Here is a 22,650-nt window from a genome sequence, read left to right on the forward strand (position 1 = left end):
TCATTTTGATGAAGTATTCTTAAGTTATTTTATATTCCGAAATCGTTTTCGCAATAATTAACTTTTATTTCTGAAAAAATCTTTTTTGAGTTATTGGCAGTAAATAGCTAAAATATTATCATTCTCTCAATTAATATGCCCATTATTATCGATTTGCGAAAAGTGTTTTTGCTTTTTTTATAATCGAATTCTTGACGCTATATTAGAGGTTCAATGTGGCTTAAAAAACCCTCAAAATTTATTGAATTATGCTGAAGAAACAAGGCCTTTATTTACCAGAATTTGAACACGATAATTGTGGTGCAGGATTTATATGTAGTTTAACAGGTAAACGCTCAAATGATATAATCCATAAAGCACTTGAAATACTAGTTAAACTAGAGCATCGAGGTGCTGTGAGTTCTGATGGTGTAACTGGTGATGGTGCTGGTATATTAATAGATATCCCTCATAAGTTTTTTAAGATTTTTTGCGAGTTTGATTTACCAGAAGCTGGCGACTACGCAGTTAGTAATGTTTTTCTTCCAAAAAAGGAAAATCAACGTCAGTTTTGTATCGATGTTTTTGAGAAAGAAATTGAAAAACAGGACCTTAAGTTAATTGGCTGGAGAGACGTACCTGTTAACAGTAATGTTTTAGGTAAAGTGGCTAAAGTTACTGAGCCCTTTGTAAAGCAAATCTTTATAGGAAAATCTCATAACAAACAAACCGACAGAGATTTCAATTTAAAATTATTTGCTGCCAGAAAAATTGCAGAGCATACTATATATGGTTCTAAATTATCTGAATCGAAATTCTTCTATCTACCTAGTCTTTCCACAAAAATTATAATTTTTAAAGGATTATTAATGCCAGAACATATAAATGAGTATTATCTCGATTTATTTAATTCTGCTTTAGATACACGATTGGCACTTGTACACCAGCGTTTTTCAACAAATACATTTCCTACGTGGGACTTAGCGCAGCCGTTTAGGTATATATGCCATAATGGGGAAATTAATACGGTTAGAGGTAATGTATCTAGAATGTTTTCACGCGAAGAAATTATGGAAAGCCCATTGTTTGGTGAGGATATTAAAAAGATAATTCCAACGATATTAAAAGGGAAATCAGATTCTGCAACTTTAGATATGGTTGTAGAATTATTATTAATGACGGGTCGCTCTTTGCCAGAAGCCATGATGATGCTTGTGCCAGAAGCTTGGGAAAAAAACCCAGATATGTCTGATGCTAAAAAGGCTTTTTATGAATACAACTCCTGCCTCATGGAGCCATGGGATGGACCAGCTTCTATACCATTTACAGACGGAAATTATATCGGAGCTGTACTAGATAGAAACGGATTACGCCCTTCGCGTTACACCGTTACCAAATTGGGTAACGTAATCATGTCTTCGGAGACTGGCGTGGTAGATATTAAGCCAGAAAATGTTGAGTACCATGGGCGATTAGAACCGGGTAAGATGTTTTTAGTAGATATGAACGAAGGTCGAATTGTCAATGATGAGGAGATAAAAGAAGAAATAGCTTCTAGGCATCCTTATCGAGAATGGTTAAATGAAAATTTAATTCACCTTAAAGATATTGAAGCTAAAAAAGGCCACATCGCCTATGATGAAATAGACTTAAAAAAACGTGAAATTGTTTTTGGATACACACAAGAAGATTTAAATACTATAATTCGTCCGATGGCTCAATTAGGTAAAGAACCTATTGGCTCAATGGGAAGTGATACTCCAATTGCTATTTTGTCTGAGCGTCCTCAATTGATATATAATTATTTTAAACAGCTATTTGCGCAAGTTACTAATCCGCCCTTAGATGGTATTCGTGAAGAGTTAATAACAGATATAAGTTTAACTTTAGGTAGTGACGTTAATATTTTTGAGATTAATGCAGATCATTGTAAAAAACTAAAAATTCAAAATCCTGTAATTTCAAAACATGATTTAGATAAGATTAGAGATTATGATTCTAATCCAGATTTTAAAGTCGAATCTATTTCAATGTTATATGAAGTGAATCGTGGATTAAACGAATTAGAGGTCGCATTAGATAATTTAGTAACTAAAGCCTCTAAAGCAATTGATGAAGGTGCAAATATCATTATACTCTCAGACCGTTATGTGGATAAGAATCATGCTCCAATTCCAGCATTACTTGCTTGTTCTTATCTAAACCATGCGCTTCATAAATTAGAAAAGCGCTCAAAAATTAGCTTAATCATAGAGTCTGCTGAGCCTAGAGAGGTACATCATTTTGCTTTATTATTCGGTTTTGGTGCAAGCGCTGTTAATCCTTATATAGTAAATGAGATTGTTCAAAAGCAAATAAACGAATCGGATGTTACAGATTTAGAATACCTAGCGGCTATTAAAAATTATAATAAGGCTGTTGGTAAAGGCATCTTAAAAGTGATGAATAAAATTGGGATATCAACATTAAATTCTTATCGAGGATCACAACTTTTTGAGTGTATCGGAATTAACACAAAAACGGTAGAAAAATACTTCCCAAATACACCAACTCGCATACAAGGTATTGGTTTAAGAGAGATTGAACAGGAAATTGTCAAACGTCATAAGCGCGCGTTTCAAGCCAATGAAACTAACGCAGATATAGAAATTGGTGGAGAATATAGATGGAGACGTGGCCAAGAAAAGCATATGTTTAACCCATTAACGGTAGCTAAACTTCAAGAATCTGTTCGTACCAATAAGGCATCAACATTCAAAGAATATTCAAAGTTGGTTAATGATCAATCCGCACGCTTAATGACTATAAGAGGTTTATTTGAATTTGATCAATTTGACCCAATTCCGCTTGAAGAAGTAGAGTCATGGACAGAAATTGTAAAACGTTTTAAAACGGGAGCTATGTCTTATGGATCTATAAGTAAAGAAGCTCATGAGAATTTAGCGGTAGCAATGAATAGAATTGGTGGGAAATCTAATTCAGGTGAAGGAGGAGAAGATCAAGAACGTTTTTATAAAAGTTCTCAAGGTGATTGGAAAAATTCAGCTATAAAACAAGTGGCTTCTGGTCGTTTTGGTGTCACCTCTAACTACCTAACAAGTGCAAGCGAAATTCAAATAAAAATAGCACAAGGTGCAAAACCAGGAGAAGGAGGGCAGTTGCCAGGTCCAAAAGTGAATAAAGAGATTGCAAAAACTAGAAATTCTACACCTTATGTTGGTTTAATTTCACCACCTCCGCATCATGATATTTATTCTATTGAAGATTTATCACAACTAATTTATGATGTTAAATCAGCGAATAGATCAGCACGAATCAATGTAAAATTAGTCTCGGAGATTGGTGTAGGAACCGTTGCTGCAGGAGTTGCAAAAGCAAAAGCAGATGTAATTTTAGTAGCTGGTTTTGATGGAGGAACCGGAGCAACACCACTAACCTCTCAAAAACACGCAGGTTTACCTTGGGAACTCGGTATTGCCGAAGCACAGCAAACTCTTGTAATGAATGATTTACGAAATCGTATTGTTTTAGAGTGCGATGGTCAATTAAAAACAGGTCGTGATGTTGCTATTGCATGTCTTTTAGGTGCTGAAGAGTTTGGTTTTGCTACTGCACCTTTGGTGGCTTCCGGTTGTATTATGATGCGTGTTTGTCATTTAAATACGTGTCCTGTTGGTATTGCAACGCAGAATCCTGAGTTGCGTAAAAAGTTTAAAGGGAAACCAGAACATGTGGTGAACTACATGTATTTTGTAGCTCAAGAGTTACGTGAGATAATGGCGAAACTTGGCTTTAGAACCATCAACGAAATGGTTGGTCAGTCTCAAAAACTAAATAGGAATAAAGCTATAGATCATTATAAGTCTTCTGGTATTGATTTAACACCAATTCTGCATAAAGTAGAAGTCGAAGATGATGTAAAACTATATAACACTTATTGCCAAGATCACAATTTAAATGTGCACTTAGATTTTAAAATTGTAAAACAAGCGCATCAAGCATTATTTAGAAGGCAAAAAACACATTTAGAGCTGCCAATAACAAATATAGATAGAGCAGTAGGAGCTATAATTAGTAATGAAATCTCAAAGATTTATGGCGCAGACGGTTTACCAGATGATACCATAAATATAGATTTTCTAGGTTCTGCGGGCCAAAGTTTTGGTGCCTTCGCAACTAAGGGATTATCTTTTACAGTACATGGTAACACTAATGACTATCTTGGAAAAGGATTATCTGGCGGAAAATTAATTATTAAGGTACCAGAAGAATGCACTATCGTACCTGAAGATAATATTATAACAGGAAATGTTACCTTATACGGAGCAACTTCAGGAGAAGTTTATATTAATGGAAAAGCTGGAGAGCGTTTTTGTGTAAGGAATTCTGGCGCTAAAGCTGTGGTAGAAGGTATTGGAGATCATGGTTGTGAGTATATGACGGGAGGTGTTGCAGTTATTCTTGGAGAAGTTGGTCGAAATTTTGGTGCAGGTATGAGTGGAGGTATAGCTTACGTTTTAGACGAAAAGGATACTTTTAAGCGTAACTGTAATGCTGAAGATTTAAATATTGATCCAATAACGGAGGTGGAAGATCAAATGCAATTAGAGCAGTTGATTCAAAATCATTTTGAAGCTACAGAAAGCCCATTAGCGAGACGTATTCTAGACAACTGGAAAACTTATCTCCCTAAGTTTAAGAAAGTATTGCCAGAAGAATATAGACAAGCCTTAGTGCGATTAGAACAAGAACAATTAGAATTAGCGTAGATTATGGGAAAGACAACAGGATTTTTAGAGTATAAGCGTCAAGATGAGAGCTATATCGCACCAGAAAAGCGTATTGAAAATTACAAAGAATTTACTATTCCGTTAAAGGAAGAAAAACTAAAAGATCAAGGTGCACGATGTATGGATTGTGGTATACCTTTTTGTCATAGTGGCTGTCCGCTTGGTAATTTTATTCCAGATTTTAATGATAAAGTTTATAAAGGTAAATGGAAAGAAGCTGCTGAAATTTTGCATAAGACTAATAATTTTCCAGAATTTACAGGTCGTTTGTGTCCTGCGCCATGCGAGGAAGCTTGTGTGTTAGGTATTAACGAAGATCCAGTAACAATTGAGAATATTGAAAAAAATATTGTTGAAACAGCTTTTAATGAAGGTTGGATAGTTGCAAACCCTCCAAAAGTAAGAACTGATAAAAAAGTGGCGGTTATTGGGTCAGGACCAGCAGGTTTGGCTGCGGCACAACAATTAAACCATGCGGGCCATACCGTTACGGTTTTTGAACGTGATGAAAAGGTTGGGGGCTTACTACGCTATGGTATTCCTGATTTTAAAATGGAAAAAAATGTGATCGACAGGCGTGTTAAAGTTTTAGAAGAAGAAGGCATAACCTTTAAAACAAACGCTCACGTTGGAAAAAATATAGATGCAATACAATTAAAAAATGATTTTGATGCCATTGTATTATGTGGTGGTGCAACTGTAAGACGAAGTATTCCTATTCCTGGATCAGACTTAAAAGGTGTAACTCAGGCTATGGATTTTTTAAAGTTGAATAACGAATATGTAGATGGCATTGCAGAATTTAAAGATATCATTTCTGCAACTGATAAAAATGTCATTGTTATTGGAGGTGGTGATACTGGTAGTGATTGTATAGGAACGTCTAACAGACATGGTGCAAAATCAGTTACTAATTTTGAGATTTTAAGTAAACCATCTGAAGGAAGACCAGCACACCAACCTTGGCCTTATTGGCCTATGAAACTAAAAACTACTTCATCTCATAAGGAAGGTGTAGAACGTTTTTTTAGTATTTCTACCAAGGAGTTTTTAGGAGATGAAAATGGGAAGCTAAAAGGTCTTAAAACAGTTGAGGTCGAATGGATTTTTAAAAATGGCGAACGTCCACAGTTAATAGAAGTACCAAATACAGAGAAAGAATGGGAATGTGAGTTAGCTTTATTAGCATTAGGGTTTACTGGTGCAGAAATGACTTTAGCGGAACAGTTTGATTTAAAAATGGATTTTAGAACAAATATTGATGCTTCCGTGAAAGATTATGCAACAAATATTCCTGGAATTTTTGCAGCAGGTGATATGCGCAGAGGACAGTCTTTAATAGTCTGGGCAATATCTGAAGGTAGGCAAGCAGCACATCATGTTGACACCTATTTAATGGGTGAATCTAATTTACCTTTAAAAGATGATAGTGATTTACCAAGAGTATAGTTATATTTGTATCTAGAACAAGCTACAATATTATTTTATAGAGTTAGGGCTATTAATTAATTAAATAGTAGCGTTCTAAAAAGCACCTATTTTTAGGTGCTTTTTTTATTTCGGATACTTAGCTTCAATATCCTTTAAACACAAATTATGAATACTACCAATATGAGAATGTTCTTTTCCTAAATCTGGTTGGTATGTATCATTTTGTACTTGATTTCCAATCTTTTGATAAGCCTCTCTAAATGACATACCATCTATTACTAAATTATTAATGCTATCCACTGTAAACAAGTATTTATACTTATCATCATTAAGGTCTACATCTTTAACAATGATTTGTTGAATGGCATAATTAAAAACATCTAAAATGTCTTTGACATCTTCAAACGCATTAATGATATTCTCTTTTAGTAATTGAAAGTCTCTATGATAACCACTTGGTAAATTATTAGTTATTAATAACATCTCGGTATGCAAAGCTTGTATTTTATTACACTTTCCTCTAATGAGTTCAAATACATCAGGATTCTTTTTGTGCGGCATAATACTACTACCTGTAGTCAATGCATCTGGAAATGTGATAAATCCAAAATTCTGACTCATGTATAAGCAAATATCCATGGCGAAACGACCCATAGTATTACATAATCCGCCTAATGCACTCGCAATTGCGCGTTCACTTTTTCCTCTACTTAATTGTGCGGCAACTACGTTATATTTTAAAGTGGAAAAGCCTAATTCTTTGGTAGTAATATTTCTATCGATAGGAAAAGAACTTCCATAGCCAGCTGCGGAACCTAAGGGGTTTTGATCTGCAATTTTAGAAACTGCATTTAATACATATATATCATCAATTAACAATTCAGCATAAGCAGAAAACCATAAACCAAAAGAAGAGGGCATGGCAACTTGTAAATGTGTGTAACCAGGTAATAATTGATTTTTGTGAGTTTCGGCTAAATTTAAAAGCGTATTGAAAAACGTTTTTGTTTTGTCATTAATGATTTCTAGATTCTCCTTGTAATATAATTGAAGTGCTACTAATACTTGGTCGTTTCTAGAACGTGCTGTATGAATTTTTTTTCCAACTTCGCCTAATGTTTTGGTCAACTCATGCTCAATTTTAGAGTGTACATCTTCAAATGATTCTTCTATAATAAAAGTGCCTTCTTCTATAGATTTAGATAAGTCGTTTAATCCTGATTTAAGTTGTTGTAATTCATTAGAAGTTATAATTCCAATAGACTCTAACATTATTGCATGTGCTAATGAGGCTTGAACATCATATTTAGCAATATGCATATCAATCTCTCTATCGTTTCCAACCGTAAATTGTTCTATTTTTTTATCTATTGAAAATCCTTTGTCCCAAAGTTTCATAATACTTTATTTAATAAGTTAATGTAGATACCAATTCCTTCTTCAATTTCAGTCAAATAAATAAACTCATCTGCTGTATGCGATCGTGTGCTATCTCCAGGCCCTAATTTTAAAGAAGGACAACTCAAAACCGACTGATCTGATAATGTAGGCGAACCATAAGTTTCTCTTCCTAAGGCAATACCAGCTTTTACCAAATCGTGATGAATAGGAATAGAAGATGAATTTAACCTTAAGCTTCTTGGGGCTATACGTGTACAAGGTGATTTTTGATTTAATATATTTGCGATTTCTTGGTTTGTGTATTTATCATTCACACGAACATCAACAACCAAATCAACTTCAGATGGAACAGCATTGTGTTGCGTGCCAGCATTAATTTGAGTCACAGTCATTTTTACATCTCCGAGGACCGGTGATTTCTTTTCAAACTTATAGTCTTGAAACCATTTTAAGACATCAATAGTATTATAAATAGCATTGTCTTTATTTGGATGTGCCGCATGACTGGCTGTTCCTTTCACTTTGGCATCAAAAACGACCAAACCTTTTTCAGCAATTGCCAGATTCATTAATGTCGGTTCTCCAACAATTGCAACATCTACATTTGGTATGATAGATAACATACTATTCAAGCCATTTGGCCCACTGCTTTCTTCTTCAGCAGAAGCCACTATGACCAAATTGTACTTCAAGCTTTTCTTTTTGTAGAAATGGGTGAATGTTGCGATTAAAGACACTAAACAACCACCTGCATCATTACTGCCTAAGCCATATAATTTACCATCTTCTACAATAGCTTTTAATGGGTCTTTCGTATACCCATTATTTGGTTTTACAGTATCGTGATGTGAGTTTAATAAGAGCGTAGGTTTCTTCTCATCGAAGTGTTTATTGGTTGCCCAAATGTTATTTTTATTCCGTTTGAATGGAATTTGATGTGTAGTAAACCAATCTTCAATTAACAAAGCAGTGTTGTCTTCTTCTGAAGAAAATGACTGCGTTTCTATAAGCTGCTTTAATAAATCAATAGCTTCTGTTGTCAGTTGTTCTATCATTTTGTAATGATTGTATGTTTGTTATTTGAATTGAAAAGCATATCGGATTTTCCAATACAAACTTTTTGTACATTATGATGTATAGCATGGAAACAGTTATCTAATTTTGGCAACATGCCTTCGAATATGATGCTGTTATCTTTTAGTGTTTCGTAGGTTTCTGTATTGATGGTTTCAATAACAGAATCATCATTTTCTACATCATTTAAAACACCATTTTTTTCAAAACAATAGTAAAGTTCTGTATTATAAATTGAAGCAAATCCAATCGCTAATTCTGAGGCTATTGTATCTGCGTTGGTGTTTAGTAATTGACCACTTTCATTATGCGTAATGGCACAGAAAACAGGTGTAACAGTATTGTTTAAAAGGACTTCTAGTGTTTTTGTGTTAACTTGTTTTACATCGCCAACAAAACCGTAATCTATAGGTTGAGCTGGACGTTTCACAGATATAATTGAGTTTCCGTCTGCGCCAGAAAATCCGATAGCGTTACAATCATTTGCTTGTAATTGAGCAACTATATTTTTATTGATTTTACCAGCATATACCATTGTAATAATGTCTAAAGTTTCGTTATCTGTTATACGTCTGCCTTCATTCATTTTTACAGGAACATTCATTTTTTTAGCCAATTGTGTTGCCAACTTTCCGCCACCATGTACCAATATTTTTGGGCCTTTAAGCTTTGCAAATTGACTCAGAAATAGTTCTAATGCTTCACTGTCATCAATTATATTACCTCCTATTTTTATGATTTTTAGTGTTTTCATATTAGATGTTTTCTAATAATTGTTTCAATACTACTTGTGCTGCAAAAGTTCTGTTGTTAGCTTGTTCTATGACGACAGATTGTCCGCTATCTAAAACTGCATCTTCTACAACAACATTTCGTCTTACAGGTAAACAATGCATAAATTTAGCTTTACCTAATTTAGCTTTGGTCATCATCCAATTTTCATCTTGACTAAGTATCTTTCCATAATCATTATAATTGCTCCAATTTTTAACATACACAAAGTCAGCATCTTTTAATGCGTCTTCCTGATCATAATTAATAGTAGAGTTTCTAGTTATTTCAGGATTCAATTCATAGCCTTTAGGATGTGTAATCGTTAAATCTACATCTAAATCTTGCATCATTTCTACAAATGAATTCGCAACTGCCTGTGGTAACGCTTTTGGATGTGGTGCCCAAGACAATACTACTTTCGGTGTCTTTTTTTCTGTTAATTCTGAAATGGTTATGGCATCTGCCATCGCTTGTAATGGATGTGCTGTAGCACTTTCCATGTTGATGATTGGTACCGATGCATATTTTTGAAAGTTATTGAGTACATATTCTGATTCGTCTTTAGCCTTATCTTCTAATGTTGGAAATGCTCTAACAGCAATAATATCTGCATATTGTGAAATGACTTGAGCCGCTTCCTTGATATGTTCAGATGTGTTGACATTCATAACCGTTCCATCTTCAAATTCTAAATTCCAAGCGTCATTTATATTTAGGATCATAACATCCATGCCTAAATTTTTTGCCGCTTTTTCTGTACTTAATCGTGTACGTAAACTCGAATTAAAAAATAGCATAACCAAGGTTTTATTTTTACCTAAATCTTGAAATTCAAAAGGATTCATTTTTAGTAAAATGGCTTCCTTTATTGTTTCAGAAAGGTTCGATATATCCTTTATTGTAGTATAGTTTTTCATATTAATTTCAATTCATTTTTCAATGCTTCAATGAAGACATCAACATGCTTTTTTTGGATCGTTAATGGCGGAAGAATTCTGAGGACATTAGGATTTTTAGCACCTCCTGTAAAAATATAATGCTTGTAAATAAGTGTCTTTCGTAATTCAGAAATCGAAAAATCAAACTCTAAACCTAGCATTAATCCTCTTCCCTTAATGGTCTTTAACTTTGGCAATGCTTTTGCTTTTTCAATAAAGTACTCGTATATCTCTGAAGCATTTTGCATTAAGTTGTCTTGTTCTATAACTTCTAATACAGCACGAGTTGCAGCACAAGCCAAATGGTTACCACCAAACGTTGTGCCCAATAAACCAAAAGAGGCTTTAATCGATGGATGAATTAAAATTCCACCAACAGGAAACCCGTTACCCATACCTTTAGCAATTGAGATAATATCTGGTGTAATGTTGTGTTTTTGAAAGGCGAAAAAATCCCCTGTTCTGCCAAAACCAGATTGCACTTCGTCTGCAATCAATGCTGTGTTGTATTTTTCACAAAGTGCTTCTAATCCTTGATAGAATTCAGTTGTGCTTTGATCAAGCCCACCAACTCCTTGAATACATTCTATAATGACAGCACAAGTTTGATTTACTTTTAGAATTGCTTCTACAGATTTTAAATCACCTAGTTCTACAAAGTCAACCTCTTGTTGTGCGTTTAATGGTGAAACAACTTTTGGGTTGTCCGTTGCGGCCACAGCTGCTGAAGTTCTGCCATGAAACGAATTTTTAAACGCTAATATTTTGTGTTTACCATTATGAAACGAAGCTAGTTTCAAAGCATTTTCATTGGCTTCTGCACCAGAATTGCATAAAAACAATTGATAGTCTTTACAACCAGAAAGTTCTTCTATTTTATCCGCTAATTCAACTTGTAATGGGTTTTGAATCGCATTACTATAAAAGCCTAATTTTTTAACTTGGTTAGATATAGCTGAAACATATTTTGGATGTGAGTGCCCAATAGAAATTACAGCATGTCCTCCATAAAGATCGAGATATTCTGCACCTTTATTATCGTAAACGTAGATATCTTTTGCGCTTACTGGTGTAACATCGTATAAAGGATATACATTAAATAAACTCATATCTGTTCTTTTTTTATGGTGTTGATTTTATTAAATGAAGCTACCATGCCTTGTATCAATGACGAGCTTAATCCTTTATGTTCCATATGATTTAAACCAGTAATTGTACAGCCCATAGGTGTGGTTACTCTGTCAATTTCTTCTTCAGGATGATTTTTATTTGTGATTAATAAATTAGCAGCACCTTCACTTGTGTACATCGCTAATTCTTGTGCTTCTTTAGCATCGAATCCTAATTGAATTGCAGCTTGGGTTGTGGCACGAATCAATCGCATCCAAAACGCAATTCCACTAGCACAAACTACTGTTGCAGCTTGCATTTGGGCTTCTGGTATTGCTAAAGTGTGCCCTAATCTGTTGAAAATTGCTTCTGCAATTGGAATACGTTTTTCGCCTTTTTCATTACTACATAAGCAGGTCATTGATTTTCCAACTGCAATAGCTGTATTTGGCATAGCTCTTATAATAAACTGATCTTTTCCAATTTGAGATTCAATTTTTGGAATTAGATATCCTGTTATAGTCGAAATCATTACATGATTTTCTGTCAAATATGGCTTCACGTCGTTTAATATTTGCTCAAAATGTGCTGGTTGTACAGCAAAGATTAAGATATCAGATTGCTTTGTGGCCTCAATATTATCAGTTGTTAATACGACATTTTTGTAGCCTTCAAATTCTTTAATGTCATCCAAGTTTCGTTTGGTAAGATATAAGGTTGTTATTGCATTGTTGGTTATCAATCCTTTTGCGATTGACTTACCTAAGTTTCCTGTTCCTATGATTGCGATTTTCATATTGTCGTTTTTTTGTCATTCCTGCGAGGGCAGGAATCTATTTTTTATTAGTTCTTCATTGTGGATTCCTGCCTGTGCAGGAATGACAACAATTAGAAATAATTTGCTTTCAATTTTAATCCTTCAGTTTCTTCAAAACCAAAAGCTAAATTCATGTTTTGGATTGCTTGTCCTGAAGCACCTTTTAATAGATTATCAATTACACTTGTAATTAATATTTTATTTCCGTGTTTTTCAACACCTATGATGCACTTGTTGGTATTTACCACTTGTTTCATATGAACTGCTTCATCTGAAACAAACGTAAATTCTGCATTTTTGTAATAACTCTTATAAAGTGATTTAGCATCTTCTAATGTGCCATTAAAAGAGGTGTAAGCAGTTACAAAAATTCCTCTAGAAAAATTACCACGATTCGGCATAAAATGGACCTCAGAATCAAAATCGTCTTGTAATTGATTTAAGGTTTGATTGATCTCACCTAAATGCTGATGTGTAAATGCCTTGTAATGCGAAAAGTTATTATCTCTCCATGTAAAATGTGTCGTTTTAGATAATGATGTTCCTGCACCAGTTGCTCCTGTAACTGCATTTATATGAATATCTTCTTTAAAAGAATTTGAATCTGCTAAAGGTAATAGTGCTAACTGAATTGCTGTTGCAAAACAACCTGGATTTGCGATATAATTAGCCTTTTTTATTACTTCTTTTTGTAATTCTGGTAAGCCGTAAATAAAATCTTTTCCAGCGAAAATTTTATCAGCTTCCAGCCTAAAATCATTACTTAAATCAATGATTTTTGTGTTTTCAGAAAATGTATGCTGCTCTAAAAAGGTTGTTGAATTACCATGACCTAAACAAAGGAATAACACATCAACATCAGTGTTGACTTCACTTGTAAAATTCATTTCTGTAGAGCCAACTATATCTTGATGTACCTTGTATAGTTTATTTCCTGCATTTGATGTACTAAATACAAAATCTATACTTGTTTGCTTATGATTTAATAACAATCTAATCAATTCACCTGCCGTATATCCAGCACCTCCTATAATTCCTGCCTTAATCATAATTCTGAATTTACTTGTTGATAGATTTTGTTTTGATTACCTATTATTTTAATGAAGCCTTTCGCTTCATCCGCTGTCCAACCTTTATTTTCTTCACCATAACTTCCAAATTTAGCATTCATTAAATCATGCTGAGATGAGATACCATCTAAACTGAAATGATATGGCTTCAATGTAACGATAACATCACCAGAAACTTTGTCTTGACTGTTTTGTAAAAAGGCTTCCATATCTCGCATCACAGGATCTAAATACTGACCTTCATGCAAATGCATGCCGTAGAAATTTGACAAATAATCTTTGTGTTGTAATTGCCATTTAGTTAAAGTGTGTTTCTCTAATAAATGATGCGCTTTTATAATAATTAAAGCAGCAGCAGCTTCAAAGCCAACACGTCCTTTAATGCCAACAATAGTATCACCAACATGAATATCTCTGCCAATTGCATAAGCCGAAGCTATATCATTTAATATTTCTATGTTTTTGTCAGCTGAATCTGCTTTTCCATTTAAAGCAACTAATTCACCTTGCTTAAAAGTTAAGGTTACTTGTTCTTCACCGTCTTTTTTTAATTGTGAAGGATATGCAGATTCAGGTAGTGGTTGTTCTGATGTCAACGTTTCTTCTCCACCAACACTAGTTCCCCAAAGTCCTTTGTTAACAGAATACTTTGCTTTGTTCCAAGACATGTCAATCCCATTTTCAATGAGGTAATCAATCTCTTGTTGTCTTGTTAATTTGCCATCTCTAATAGGTGTGATGATTTCGATTTCTGGAGCTAAGGTTTGAAAAATCATATCGAACCTTACTTGGTCATTTCCTGCTCCAGTACTTCCGTGAGCAATATACTTAGCATCAATACTTTTTGCATATTGAATAATTTCAATGGCCTGAATAATTCGTTCTGCGCTTACAGACAAAGGATAGGTGTTGTTTTTAAGCACATTTCCGAAGATTAAATACTTAATCACTTTATCATAATAGGATGCAATAGCATCAATATTCTTATATGTTGAAACACCCATTTTGTAAGCGTTACTTTCTATAGTTTTGATTTCTTCTGATGTAAAACCACCAGTATTAACACTTACGGCATGTACATCATAACCTTCTTTACTTAAACTTACTGCGCAATACGATGTGTCTAATCCACCACTATATGCAATTACTAATTTGCTCATTTTTTTTCTTTTTTTAGAAACATCGATTGCTTAATGTTTTTCAATCGTGTCCATACTTTTTTATCAATATTTTTCTCTTCTAGTTTCTGCTCTTCCTTTTTATTAGGATCGTAGAGCATACCAGTACATAGACACATTTTTTGTTCGGTTCTGGTTAAAACATCAAAGTTTTTACAGGTTTGGCAACCTTTCCAAAAGGATTGATCATCTGTTAACTCTGAAAACGTCACAGGCTTATAACCTAGATCACTATTCATTTTCATAACAGCTAATCCTGTTGTAATACTAAAGACTTTTGAATCTGGAAACTTTGTTCTAGAGTGTCCAAAAATTACTTTCTTGATTTTTTTTGCTAAGCCTTGATTTCTAAAATTAGGATGAACAATTAGTCCTGAATTAGCAACAAATTTTCCGTGTCCCCAAGATTCGATATAACAAAAGCCAGCAAATTCATCTCCATCTAAGGCAATTACTGCATTGCCGTTTTCCATTTTGGTAATGATGTATTCTGGTTGTCGTTTTGCGATACCAGTTCCTCTGACTTGAGCAGCTTCTTCGATAGTTTTACAGATGATGTCTGCATAAACTGTATGTGATTTATCAGCAATAACAATTTTCATTGTAATTGAGTTTTAATTTAATAATGTGTTTTTGTTTTTTGAAAGCTGAACAGGACTCACCTAAGTTCAATACATAGAAATACACCCTAAGGGCGACGTGGAAAAAAGCGGCGTGCTACATAGTTATTATCTAATGAGATAATTAAAAACTGAAAACGATATTTGAAATTTGATTTGTACACAATAAAAATAAAAAAATGAAATAGAGTTTGTTGCTAAAATGAAGTATTAGCGGCGGCGTAAATGTCTGGGAGCTCTATATAATTGTGTATTCATAATGCTAATTTACATATTAAAATATAAACGACAAGAGATAATTTCTTGTTTTCTACAATATTTATGGATTTCTAAAAAAAAGACTTTTCATATTGTAAATATCTCATCTTTAAGCCGTTTTAGTTGATAAACTTAATTTAAACTAAAAACTGAAACAAATCAGGTTTATCGTTTAAATAATCTCCATAGAAATTATGAAGCTTCATTTTAGTTATCAATGGCTCTAAGTCGTCAGGTGACTTTAATTCTAAACCAACTACGGCGACGTCATTCTCACGATTTGCTTTTTTTGTATATTCAAAATGAGTGATATCATCTGTAGGACCTAAAATGTCAACGACAAAATCTCTTAAAGCTCCTGCGCGTTGCGGAAACTTTATAATAAAATAATGCTTGAGATTTGCATAGAGAAGGGCACGCTCTTTAATTTCAGCAGTACGTGTAATATCATTATTACTGCCACTAATTACACAGACTACATTTTTACCTTTAATCTCATCTTTAAATTGCTCTAATGCTGAGAGACTTAAAACCCCTGCTGGTTCTGCGACAATGGCGTCTTTATTATATAGATCTAAAATTGTTTGGCAAATCTTTCCTTCATCCACTTCAACAACACGATGTAAAGTCTCTTTGCATATGGCAAAATTTAAATCACCAACACGCTTTACTGCAGCACCATCAACGAAGCTATCAATGGTTTTTAATGTAGTATTCTTATTCGCGCGTATCGAAGTTAACATCGCTGCGGCACCTTTTGGTTCTACGCTAATAATTTTTGTTTGAGGTGATAAGAGTTTAAAGACAGAAGATAAACCTGCTGCAAGTCCACCACCACCAACTGGAACAAACACATAATCTATGGGATGGGTTTCAGCTTGATCTATTATTTCTAAGCCAACCGTTGCCTGACCTTCAATAACTTTTTGATCATTAAAAGGGTGGACAAAAGTTTTGTTCATGTCTTCGCTTTGTTGTTTAGCGGCATGATAGGCATCATCAAAAGTATCACCAACTAATACAACATCTATATAATCTTCGCCAAACATTTTAACTTGTTCAATCTTTTGACCAGGCGTTGGAGAAGGCATAAAAATGGTGCCTTTTATTTTTAAAAGTTTACATGAAATAGCCACACCTTGTGCATGGTTTCCAGCACTCGCACACACAATTCCATTTTCAATTTGAGATCCATTTAAAGAAGAAATTTTGTTATAAGCTCCTCTAATCTTATAAGAACGGACTTCTTGTAAGTCTTCCCTTTTAAAATAGATATTCGCCCCAAATTGTTTGGAGTAGCGTGCATTTTTAATCAAAGGAGTGACAGATGCAATGTCTTTTAATTTTTCTGCAGCAGCTTCAATTGCTTTTAGTGTTGGTCTATATGTGGTTTTTGTTTCTTCCATCTTTAGTTCCCGTAAAAACGGGAATCTCTTTTATTTTGTGGATTCCTGCCTTTGCAGGAATGACAAGTTTACGCTAAAACTGAATCAACAGTTTTAACATCAGATTTTATCACTTTCATTGCTGTCATTGCCGCACGCAAACGTTGACCAACAGCTTCGATTGGATGATTTCTGATGGCATCATTAATCGCTATTAATTCTATATTATCAACTCCGTTTGAACTTGAAAATGGCTTTCCGATTATACTAGTATCAACTGTTTTCATAAAATCAGTTAATAATGCTTTGCAAGCATGGTCAAACAAATAGCAACCATATTCAGCTGTATCAGAAATCACTCTGTTCATTTCGAATAATTTCTTTCTTGCAATTGTATTAGCTATTAGTGGTAATTCGTGTAAAGATTCGTAGTAAGCAGAATCTTCAATAATACCAGCACTAATCATAGATTCGAATGCTAATTCTACTCCAGATTTTACAAAGGCTACTAAGAGTACGCCATTATCAAAGTATTCTTGTTCAGAAATATGATCTGACGTTAATGCCGTCTTTTCAAAGGCTGTTTCACCAGTAGCTTCTCTCCACTTTAATAAATTAACATCATCATTTGCCCAATCTTCCATCATTGTTTTTGAGAAATGGCCAGATATGATATCGTCCATGTGCTTTTCAAATAATGGACGCATAATAGCTTTTAATTCTTCAGATAATTCGTAAGCTTTTATTTTAGCAGGATTGGATAAACGATCCATCATGTTTGTTATTCCACCATGTTTTAAAGCTTCGGTAATCGTTTCCCAACCAAACTGAATTAATTTAGCAGCATAACCAGGCTCAATACCTTCTTCAACCATTTTATCAAACGATAGAATAGCTCCTGTTTGTAACAAGCCACAAAGGATGGTTTGTTCTCCCATTAAATCTGATTTTACTTCAGCAATAAAAGAAGACTCTAAAACACCTGCTCTGTGTCCTCCTGTTGCAGCGGCATATGCTTTGGCTTGTGCCCAACCTTTTCCTTCTGGATCATTTTCTGGGTGAACTGCAGTTAATGTTGGTACACCAAATCCACGTTTATATTCCTCTCTAACTTCAGTTCCTGGACATTTTGGCGCCACCATAATTACAGTTAAATCCTCGCGAATTTTAGTGCCTTCTTCAACAATGTTAAAACCATGTGAGTAACTTAAAGTTGCTCCTTTTTTCATTAAAGGCATAACCGCTTTTACAACATTAGTATGTTGCTTATCTGGAGTTAAATTTAAAACCAAATCTGCTGTAGGAATTAATTCTTCGTACGTGCCAACTGTAAATCCGTTCGACGTAGCGTTTTTATATGAATCACGTTGCTGATCAATAGCAACTTGACGCAATGTATAAGAAATATCTAAGCCAGAATCTCTCATGTTTAAACCTTGGTTAAGACCTTGTGCGCCACAACCAACTATTACAATTTTCTTTCCTTTTAATGCGTTTACACCATCTTCAAATTCTGAAGCATCCATAAAGCGACATTTTCCTAGTTGCTCTAATTGTTCTCTTAATGGTAAAGTGTTAAAATAATTTGACATTGTTTTAATTTTTAATGTTGAAATGCTTCTAGCATTGTTGATATTCTCATTTCTTCCTTAGTAACTGCAACACGTCCAGAACGCGTGAACTGCATAATTCCAAAAGCGTTTAACTCTCTATATAGTAGATCTATTTCTTCTTTTCTACCAGATTTTTCGATAGCAAAAAAGACTTTGTTTACGGTTACAATTCTAGCATTACTTTCTTTGATTATATTCTGAATTTGACGTTCATCAAATAATAATTCTGATTTGATTTTGAAGAGACACGATTCCTGATATATGATTTCGTCTTCAGTATGATAGTAAGCTTTAATCACTTCGACTTGCTTCTCAATCTGTCCGATAACTTTTTTCATTTGAGACTCGGTAATATTAACTACAAGGGTAAACCTTGATACACCTGCAATTTCAGAAGGTGAAGTGTTTAGGCTCTCAACATTCATGTGTCTTCTTTGAAATATTGCCGAAATTCTATTCAGTAAGCCTATATTGTTTTCCGTATATATTGAAACGGTATATTGTTTCTTTTCGTTTTCCATAATTACTCTAATCTTATATCTGAAACACTTGCACCTGTAGGAATCATTGGGAAGACATTGTCCTCCTTTTCAACTCTTACTTCTAAAAAATATGGACCATCACAATCGATCATTTCTTTTACGGCAGCTTTTAAATCTTCTCTTTTCGATACCTTTTTAGCATCAATATGATAACCCTTAGCTATAGCTACAAAATCTGGGTTTACCATTTCTGTTGACGCATAACGCTTATCAAAAAATAATTGCTGCCATTGGCGTACCATCCCAAGAAATTCATTGTTCAATACCACAATTTTAACAGGTACTTTTTGCTGAAAAATAGTTCCCAATTCCTGAATATTCATTTGGTAACCTCCATCTCCAGCAATCATAACAACTTCGCGATCTGGTGCAGCCATTTTTGCTCCGATTGCTGCTGGTAAAGCAAATCCCATGGTTCCTAAGCCACCTGATGTAATATTACTTTTCGTTTTATTAAATTCTGCATAACGACATGCAATCATCTGATGCTGACCAACATCACTAACAATAGCAGCTTCTCCTTTGGTTTGAATATTGATTTCTTTCAATACTTCTCCCATAGTTAAACCTTCCTTTGTTGGATGTAAATCATTTTTAATGACTTTATCGTATTCTATTTTGTATAGATCTTTAAATTTTTGATGCCAATCGTTATGCGAATTTGCATTCAATAGTGGTAATAAATCTTTTAAACTTGCTTTAGAATCACCAAGAACAGCGACATCAGTTTTTACATTTTTATCAACTTCAGCTGCATCAATTTCAAAATGAATAATTTTGGCTTGTTTTGCATAGGTTGCTAAATTCCCTGTAACACGATCATCAAAACGCATTCCGATGGCGATTAAAACATCACATTCATTAGTTAATACGTTTGGCGCATAATTACCATGCATACCAACCATTCCAACGTTTAAAGGGTGCGATGTAGGAATTGCAGAAGCACCTAGAATCGTCCATGCAGAAGGGATTCCTGCTTTTTCGATAACAGCTTTAAATTCTTCCTCGGCTTTGCCTAAAATAACACCTTGTCCCCAAACTATTAATGGTTTTTTTGCATTATTAATAAGTTCAGCAGCAGCTTTTAATGAACTTTCTTCTGTGCTTGGAACAGGTTTGTAACTTCTTACACCTTTACACTTTTCGTATTTAAAATCAAACTCTTCAAACTGTGCATCTTTAGTAATATCTATTAAGACAGGTCCTGGTCTTCCACTTTTGGCGATGTAAAATGCTTTTGCGAAAACTTCAGGAATTTCTGAAGCTTTAGTGATTTGATGATTCCATTTTGTAACCGGAGTTGAAATACCTACTATATCAGTTTCTTGAAAGGCGTCACTACCTAATAAATGAGAGCCTACTTGTCCAGTAATACAGACTAAAGGTGTTGAATCTATTTGGGCATCAGCAATACCAGTAATTAAATTGGTAGCTCCTGGTCCTGAAGTTGCGATAGCAACACCAACTTTACCAGAAATACGAGCATAACCTTGGGCAGCATGAGCTGCACCTTGTTCATGACGCGATAAGACATGATGAATTTTATCTTGGTATTTATATAATTCATCATAAACAGGCATAATTGCACCTCCTGGATAACCATAGAGTACTTCTACGCCTTCAGCTAAAAGACATTTTATAACTGCTTCACTGCCAGAAATACGTTCTGTAGTTTCTGAAGTTTTACTCTTATTTTCTATTGTTTGAGTTTCTTTCATAATTTAAACTTCAATTTATGAGATTCCCACTTTCGTGGGAACTAGAATTCGTCAGTAACACAGCCTTTAGAAGCTGAAGAAACTGTTTTTGCATATTTATATAGTACACCACGTTCAAACTTCAATTCTGGTGCTTTCCAATTCTGTCTTCTTTTTTGTAATTCAGCTTCAGAAACTTCCACTGAAATAGTGTTAGTTTCTGCGTCTATTGTTATAATATCTCCATCTTCAACAAAGGCCAATGTTCCTCCTTCTTGAGCTTCTGGTGTAATGTGTCCTACGACAAAACCATGAGTTCCGCCAGAGAAACGACCGTCTGTGATTAAGGCAACATCTTTTCCTAAACCTGCTCCCATAATCGCAGCAGTAGGTTTTAGCATTTCTGGCATTCCTGGACCGCCTTTTGGACCTTCATAGCGTATGACGACGACATCTCCTTTTTCAACTTTTCCATCTCTTATGCCATCATTTGCGGCATATTCACCTTCAAAGACCTTTGCTTTTCCTTTAAAGCTTAAACCTTCCTTTCCTGTAATTTTAGCAACACTTCCTTCAGTTGCTAAATTTCCGTAGAGCATTCTTAAGTGTCCAGATATTTTGATGGGTTCTTCTATTGGTTTAATGACATCTTGACCTTCAGTTAAATCAGCCACATCCAATAAGTTTTCAGCGATTGTTTTTCCTGTAACGGTTAAACAATCTCCATGAATCAATCCTTTTTTAAGAAGGTATTTTAATACAGCTGGAATTCCTCCAACAGCATGCACATCTTCCATTAAGTATTTGCCACTTGGTTTTAAATCTGCCAAGAATGGTGTATTGTCACTTATATCCTGAAAATCTTTGAGTGTAAAATCTATTTGTGCTGCTCTCGCAATAGCTAAAAAGTGAAGCACTGCATTTGTAGAGCCACCTAGAATAGTAACTAGTCTCACGGCATTTTCAAGAGACTTTCTTGTAATGATATCAGAGGGCTTTATATCTTTTTCGAGTAACACTCTTAAAGCTTCTCCGGCTTTTACTGATTCTTCTTTTTTTGCATTACTTAATGCTGGATTAGAAGAGTTGAATGGCAGCGTCATACCTAAAGCTTCAATTGCAGAAGCCATAGTATTTGCTGTATACATGCCTCCGCAAGCGCCAGCTCCAGGACATGCTTTTTCTACGATGTTCTGATATTCATTTTCTGTCATGGTTCCAGCAACTTTGCTTCCCCAAGCTTCAAAAGCTGAAACTACATCTAACTTTTTGCCATTATGACAACCTGAATCAATTGTTCCACCATATACTAAAATTGATGGACGATTTAATCTAATCATAGCCATTAAAGCTCCTGGCATATTTTTATCGCAGCCAACGACAGTAACTAATCCGTCGTAACTCATGGCTTGTACAACGGTTTCCATAGAATCTGCAATAATATCTCTAGATGGTAATGAGTAACGCATTCCTGGTGTTCCCATTGAAATCCCATCACTTACACCGATTGTATTGAAAATCAACCCAACAACATCTTCATTTTTTGTACCTTCTTTTACCAACTTAGCCAAGTCGTTAAGATGCATATTACAAGGGTTACCTTCATAACCTGTACTAGCGATACCAACGATTGGTTTAAAGAAATCTTCTTTGGTTAAACCGATAGCATGCAACATAGCTTGTGCAGCTGGTTGTGTTGGATCTTGTGTTACGGTTTTACTGTATTTATTTAGTTGACTCATAGTTTTATTTAGGCAAAAGTGATTTGCAGAAACTAAATTACTTGTTATCGTATGTTTAAAGATTTACATAATATGTAACAATCTAAATTCAATAGCAGTGACATTTATTTAAAATATTGATAATCAATAATTTAAATAAAAATAAATATGATGTTCAAGTGTGTTAATTTTTTGCATAAAAAAGCCTTCCAAATAAGGAAAGCTTAAAATAAATTTATTCTATTTTCAGTA

16 protein-coding genes are annotated in these 22,650 nt (G+C 34.4%); 2 read left to right on the forward strand and 14 right to left on the reverse strand.

Annotated elements, in window-relative coordinates:
* The first annotated feature begins 248 nt into the window (after positions 1-248).
* Both gltB and ACFWU4_RS04835 read left to right on the forward strand, forming a co-directional pair.
* Positions 249-4,748, forward strand: a complete 4,500-nt coding sequence (gene gltB, locus ACFWU4_RS04830) for a glutamate synthase large subunit (RefSeq protein WP_411125418.1) — start codon at positions 249-251, stop codon at positions 4,746-4,748.
* Positions 4,749-4,751: 3 nt separating this feature from the next.
* On the forward strand, positions 4,752-6,218 hold the full coding sequence (locus ACFWU4_RS04835; protein WP_411125420.1) for a glutamate synthase subunit beta: 1,467 nt from the start codon (positions 4,752-4,754) through the stop codon (positions 6,216-6,218).
* A gap of 105 nt (positions 6,219-6,323) precedes the next feature.
* On the opposite strand, the gene argH is transcribed toward ACFWU4_RS04835, so the two are convergent.
* The 14 genes from argH to ilvD form a co-directional block, all read right to left on the reverse strand.
* Complete coding sequence (gene argH, locus ACFWU4_RS04840) at positions 6,324-7,598, reverse strand: argininosuccinate lyase (RefSeq protein WP_411125422.1); 1,275 nt, start codon at positions 7,596-7,598, stop codon at positions 6,324-6,326.
* Complete coding sequence (locus ACFWU4_RS04845) at positions 7,595-8,656, reverse strand: M20 family metallo-hydrolase (protein WP_411125423.1); 1,062 nt, start codon at positions 8,654-8,656, stop codon at positions 7,595-7,597. The genes argH and ACFWU4_RS04845 overlap by 4 nt, the downstream gene beginning before the upstream one ends.
* On the reverse strand, positions 8,653-9,429 hold the full coding sequence (argB, locus tag ACFWU4_RS04850) for an acetylglutamate kinase (RefSeq protein ID WP_411125425.1): 777 nt from the start codon (positions 9,427-9,429) through the stop codon (positions 8,653-8,655). The genes ACFWU4_RS04845 and argB overlap by 4 nt, the downstream gene beginning before the upstream one ends.
* A gap of 1 nt (position 9,430) precedes the next feature.
* Positions 9,431-10,366, reverse strand: a complete 936-nt coding sequence (locus ACFWU4_RS04855) for an acetylornithine carbamoyltransferase (RefSeq protein ID WP_411125427.1) — start codon at positions 10,364-10,366, stop codon at positions 9,431-9,433.
* Positions 10,363-11,496 carry an aspartate aminotransferase family protein gene (locus ACFWU4_RS04860; protein WP_411125429.1) on the reverse strand — a complete coding sequence of 378 codons (1,134 nt, stop codon included), beginning with the start codon at positions 11,494-11,496 and terminating at the stop codon, positions 10,363-10,365. Before ACFWU4_RS04860 ends, ACFWU4_RS04855 begins: the two co-directional genes overlap by 4 nt.
* Complete coding sequence (gene proC, locus ACFWU4_RS04865) at positions 11,493-12,293, reverse strand: pyrroline-5-carboxylate reductase (protein ID WP_411125431.1); 801 nt, start codon at positions 12,291-12,293, stop codon at positions 11,493-11,495. Before proC ends, ACFWU4_RS04860 begins: the two co-directional genes overlap by 4 nt.
* Positions 12,294-12,385: 92 nt before the next feature.
* A complete protein-coding gene (gene argC, locus ACFWU4_RS04870) occupies positions 12,386-13,363 on the reverse strand; it encodes an N-acetyl-gamma-glutamyl-phosphate reductase (protein WP_411125432.1) in 978 nt (325 codons plus the stop codon).
* Positions 13,360-14,544, reverse strand: a complete 1,185-nt coding sequence (locus tag ACFWU4_RS04875) for an argininosuccinate synthase (protein ID WP_411125434.1) — start codon at positions 14,542-14,544, stop codon at positions 13,360-13,362. Before ACFWU4_RS04875 ends, argC begins: the two co-directional genes overlap by 4 nt.
* Positions 14,541-15,164, reverse strand: coding sequence for a GNAT family N-acetyltransferase (locus tag ACFWU4_RS04880; RefSeq protein WP_411125436.1), 624 nt, complete (start codon positions 15,162-15,164; stop codon positions 14,541-14,543). Before ACFWU4_RS04880 ends, ACFWU4_RS04875 begins: the two co-directional genes overlap by 4 nt.
* A 413-nt stretch (positions 15,165-15,577) precedes the next feature.
* Positions 15,578-16,846 carry a threonine ammonia-lyase IlvA gene (gene ilvA / locus ACFWU4_RS04885; RefSeq protein WP_411125438.1) on the reverse strand — a complete coding sequence of 423 codons (1,269 nt, stop codon included), beginning with the start codon at positions 16,844-16,846 and terminating at the stop codon, positions 15,578-15,580.
* A gap of 68 nt (positions 16,847-16,914) precedes the next feature.
* On the reverse strand, positions 16,915-18,417 hold the full coding sequence (gene ilvC / locus ACFWU4_RS04890) for a ketol-acid reductoisomerase (RefSeq protein WP_411125440.1): 1,503 nt from the start codon (positions 18,415-18,417) through the stop codon (positions 16,915-16,917).
* Between the two features lie 11 nt (positions 18,418-18,428).
* A complete protein-coding gene (ilvN, locus tag ACFWU4_RS04895; protein WP_411125442.1) occupies positions 18,429-18,959 on the reverse strand; it encodes an acetolactate synthase small subunit in 531 nt (176 codons plus the stop codon).
* Positions 18,960-18,961: 2 nt separating this feature from the next.
* Entirely contained in the window at positions 18,962-20,698 is a 1,737-nt protein-coding gene (gene ilvB, locus ACFWU4_RS04900; protein ID WP_411125444.1) for a biosynthetic-type acetolactate synthase large subunit, read from the reverse strand.
* A gap of 41 nt (positions 20,699-20,739) precedes the next feature.
* Positions 20,740-22,419 (reverse strand): dihydroxy-acid dehydratase, encoded by a 1,680-nt coding sequence (gene ilvD, locus ACFWU4_RS04905; RefSeq protein ID WP_411125446.1) that lies wholly within the window; start codon positions 22,417-22,419, stop codon positions 20,740-20,742.
* Positions 22,420-22,650 lie beyond the last annotated feature (231 nt).

The sequence above is a fragment of the Winogradskyella sp. PE311 genome, from assembly GCF_046545555.1.
Lineage (GTDB): Bacteria > Bacteroidota > Bacteroidia > Flavobacteriales > Flavobacteriaceae > Winogradskyella.

Excerpts from the sequence above, each read along its gene's own strand:
- ACFWU4_RS04860 (WP_411125429.1), bottom strand. The coding sequence starts at position 11,496 with ATGAGTTTATTTAATGTATATCCTTTATACGATGTTACACCAGTAAGC.
- ACFWU4_RS04855 (WP_411125427.1), bottom strand. The coding sequence starts at position 10,366 with ATGAAAAACTATACTACAATAAAGGATATATCGAACCTTTCTGAAACA.
- ilvA (WP_411125438.1), bottom strand. The coding sequence starts at position 16,846 with ATGGAAGAAACAAAAACCACATATAGACCAACACTAAAAGCAATTGAA.
- argC (WP_411125432.1), bottom strand. The coding sequence starts at position 13,363 with ATGATTAAGGCAGGAATTATAGGAGGTGCTGGATATACGGCAGGTGAA.
- ACFWU4_RS04880 (WP_411125436.1), bottom strand. The coding sequence starts at position 15,164 with ATGAAAATTGTTATTGCTGATAAATCACATACAGTTTATGCAGACATC.
- ilvB (WP_411125444.1), bottom strand. The coding sequence starts at position 20,698 with ATGAAAGAAACTCAAACAATAGAAAATAAGAGTAAAACTTCAGAAACT.
- ACFWU4_RS04835 (WP_411125420.1), top strand. The coding sequence starts at position 4,752 with ATGGGAAAGACAACAGGATTTTTAGAGTATAAGCGTCAAGATGAGAGC.
- ilvD (WP_411125446.1), bottom strand. The coding sequence starts at position 22,419 with ATGAGTCAACTAAATAAATACAGTAAAACCGTAACACAAGATCCAACA.
- ACFWU4_RS04875 (WP_411125434.1), bottom strand. The coding sequence starts at position 14,544 with ATGAGCAAATTAGTAATTGCATATAGTGGTGGATTAGACACATCGTAT.
- argH (WP_411125422.1), bottom strand. The coding sequence starts at position 7,598 with ATGAAACTTTGGGACAAAGGATTTTCAATAGATAAAAAAATAGAACAA.
- ilvC (WP_411125440.1), bottom strand. The coding sequence starts at position 18,417 with ATGTCAAATTATTTTAACACTTTACCATTAAGAGAACAATTAGAGCAA.
- gltB (WP_411125418.1), top strand. The coding sequence starts at position 249 with ATGCTGAAGAAACAAGGCCTTTATTTACCAGAATTTGAACACGATAAT.
- argB (WP_411125425.1), bottom strand. The coding sequence starts at position 9,429 with ATGAAAACACTAAAAATCATAAAAATAGGAGGTAATATAATTGATGAC.
- proC (WP_411125431.1), bottom strand. The coding sequence starts at position 12,293 with ATGAAAATCGCAATCATAGGAACAGGAAACTTAGGTAAGTCAATCGCA.
- ACFWU4_RS04845 (WP_411125423.1), bottom strand. The coding sequence starts at position 8,656 with ATGATAGAACAACTGACAACAGAAGCTATTGATTTATTAAAGCAGCTT.
- ilvN (WP_411125442.1), bottom strand. The coding sequence starts at position 18,959 with ATGGAAAACGAAAAGAAACAATATACCGTTTCAATATATACGGAAAAC.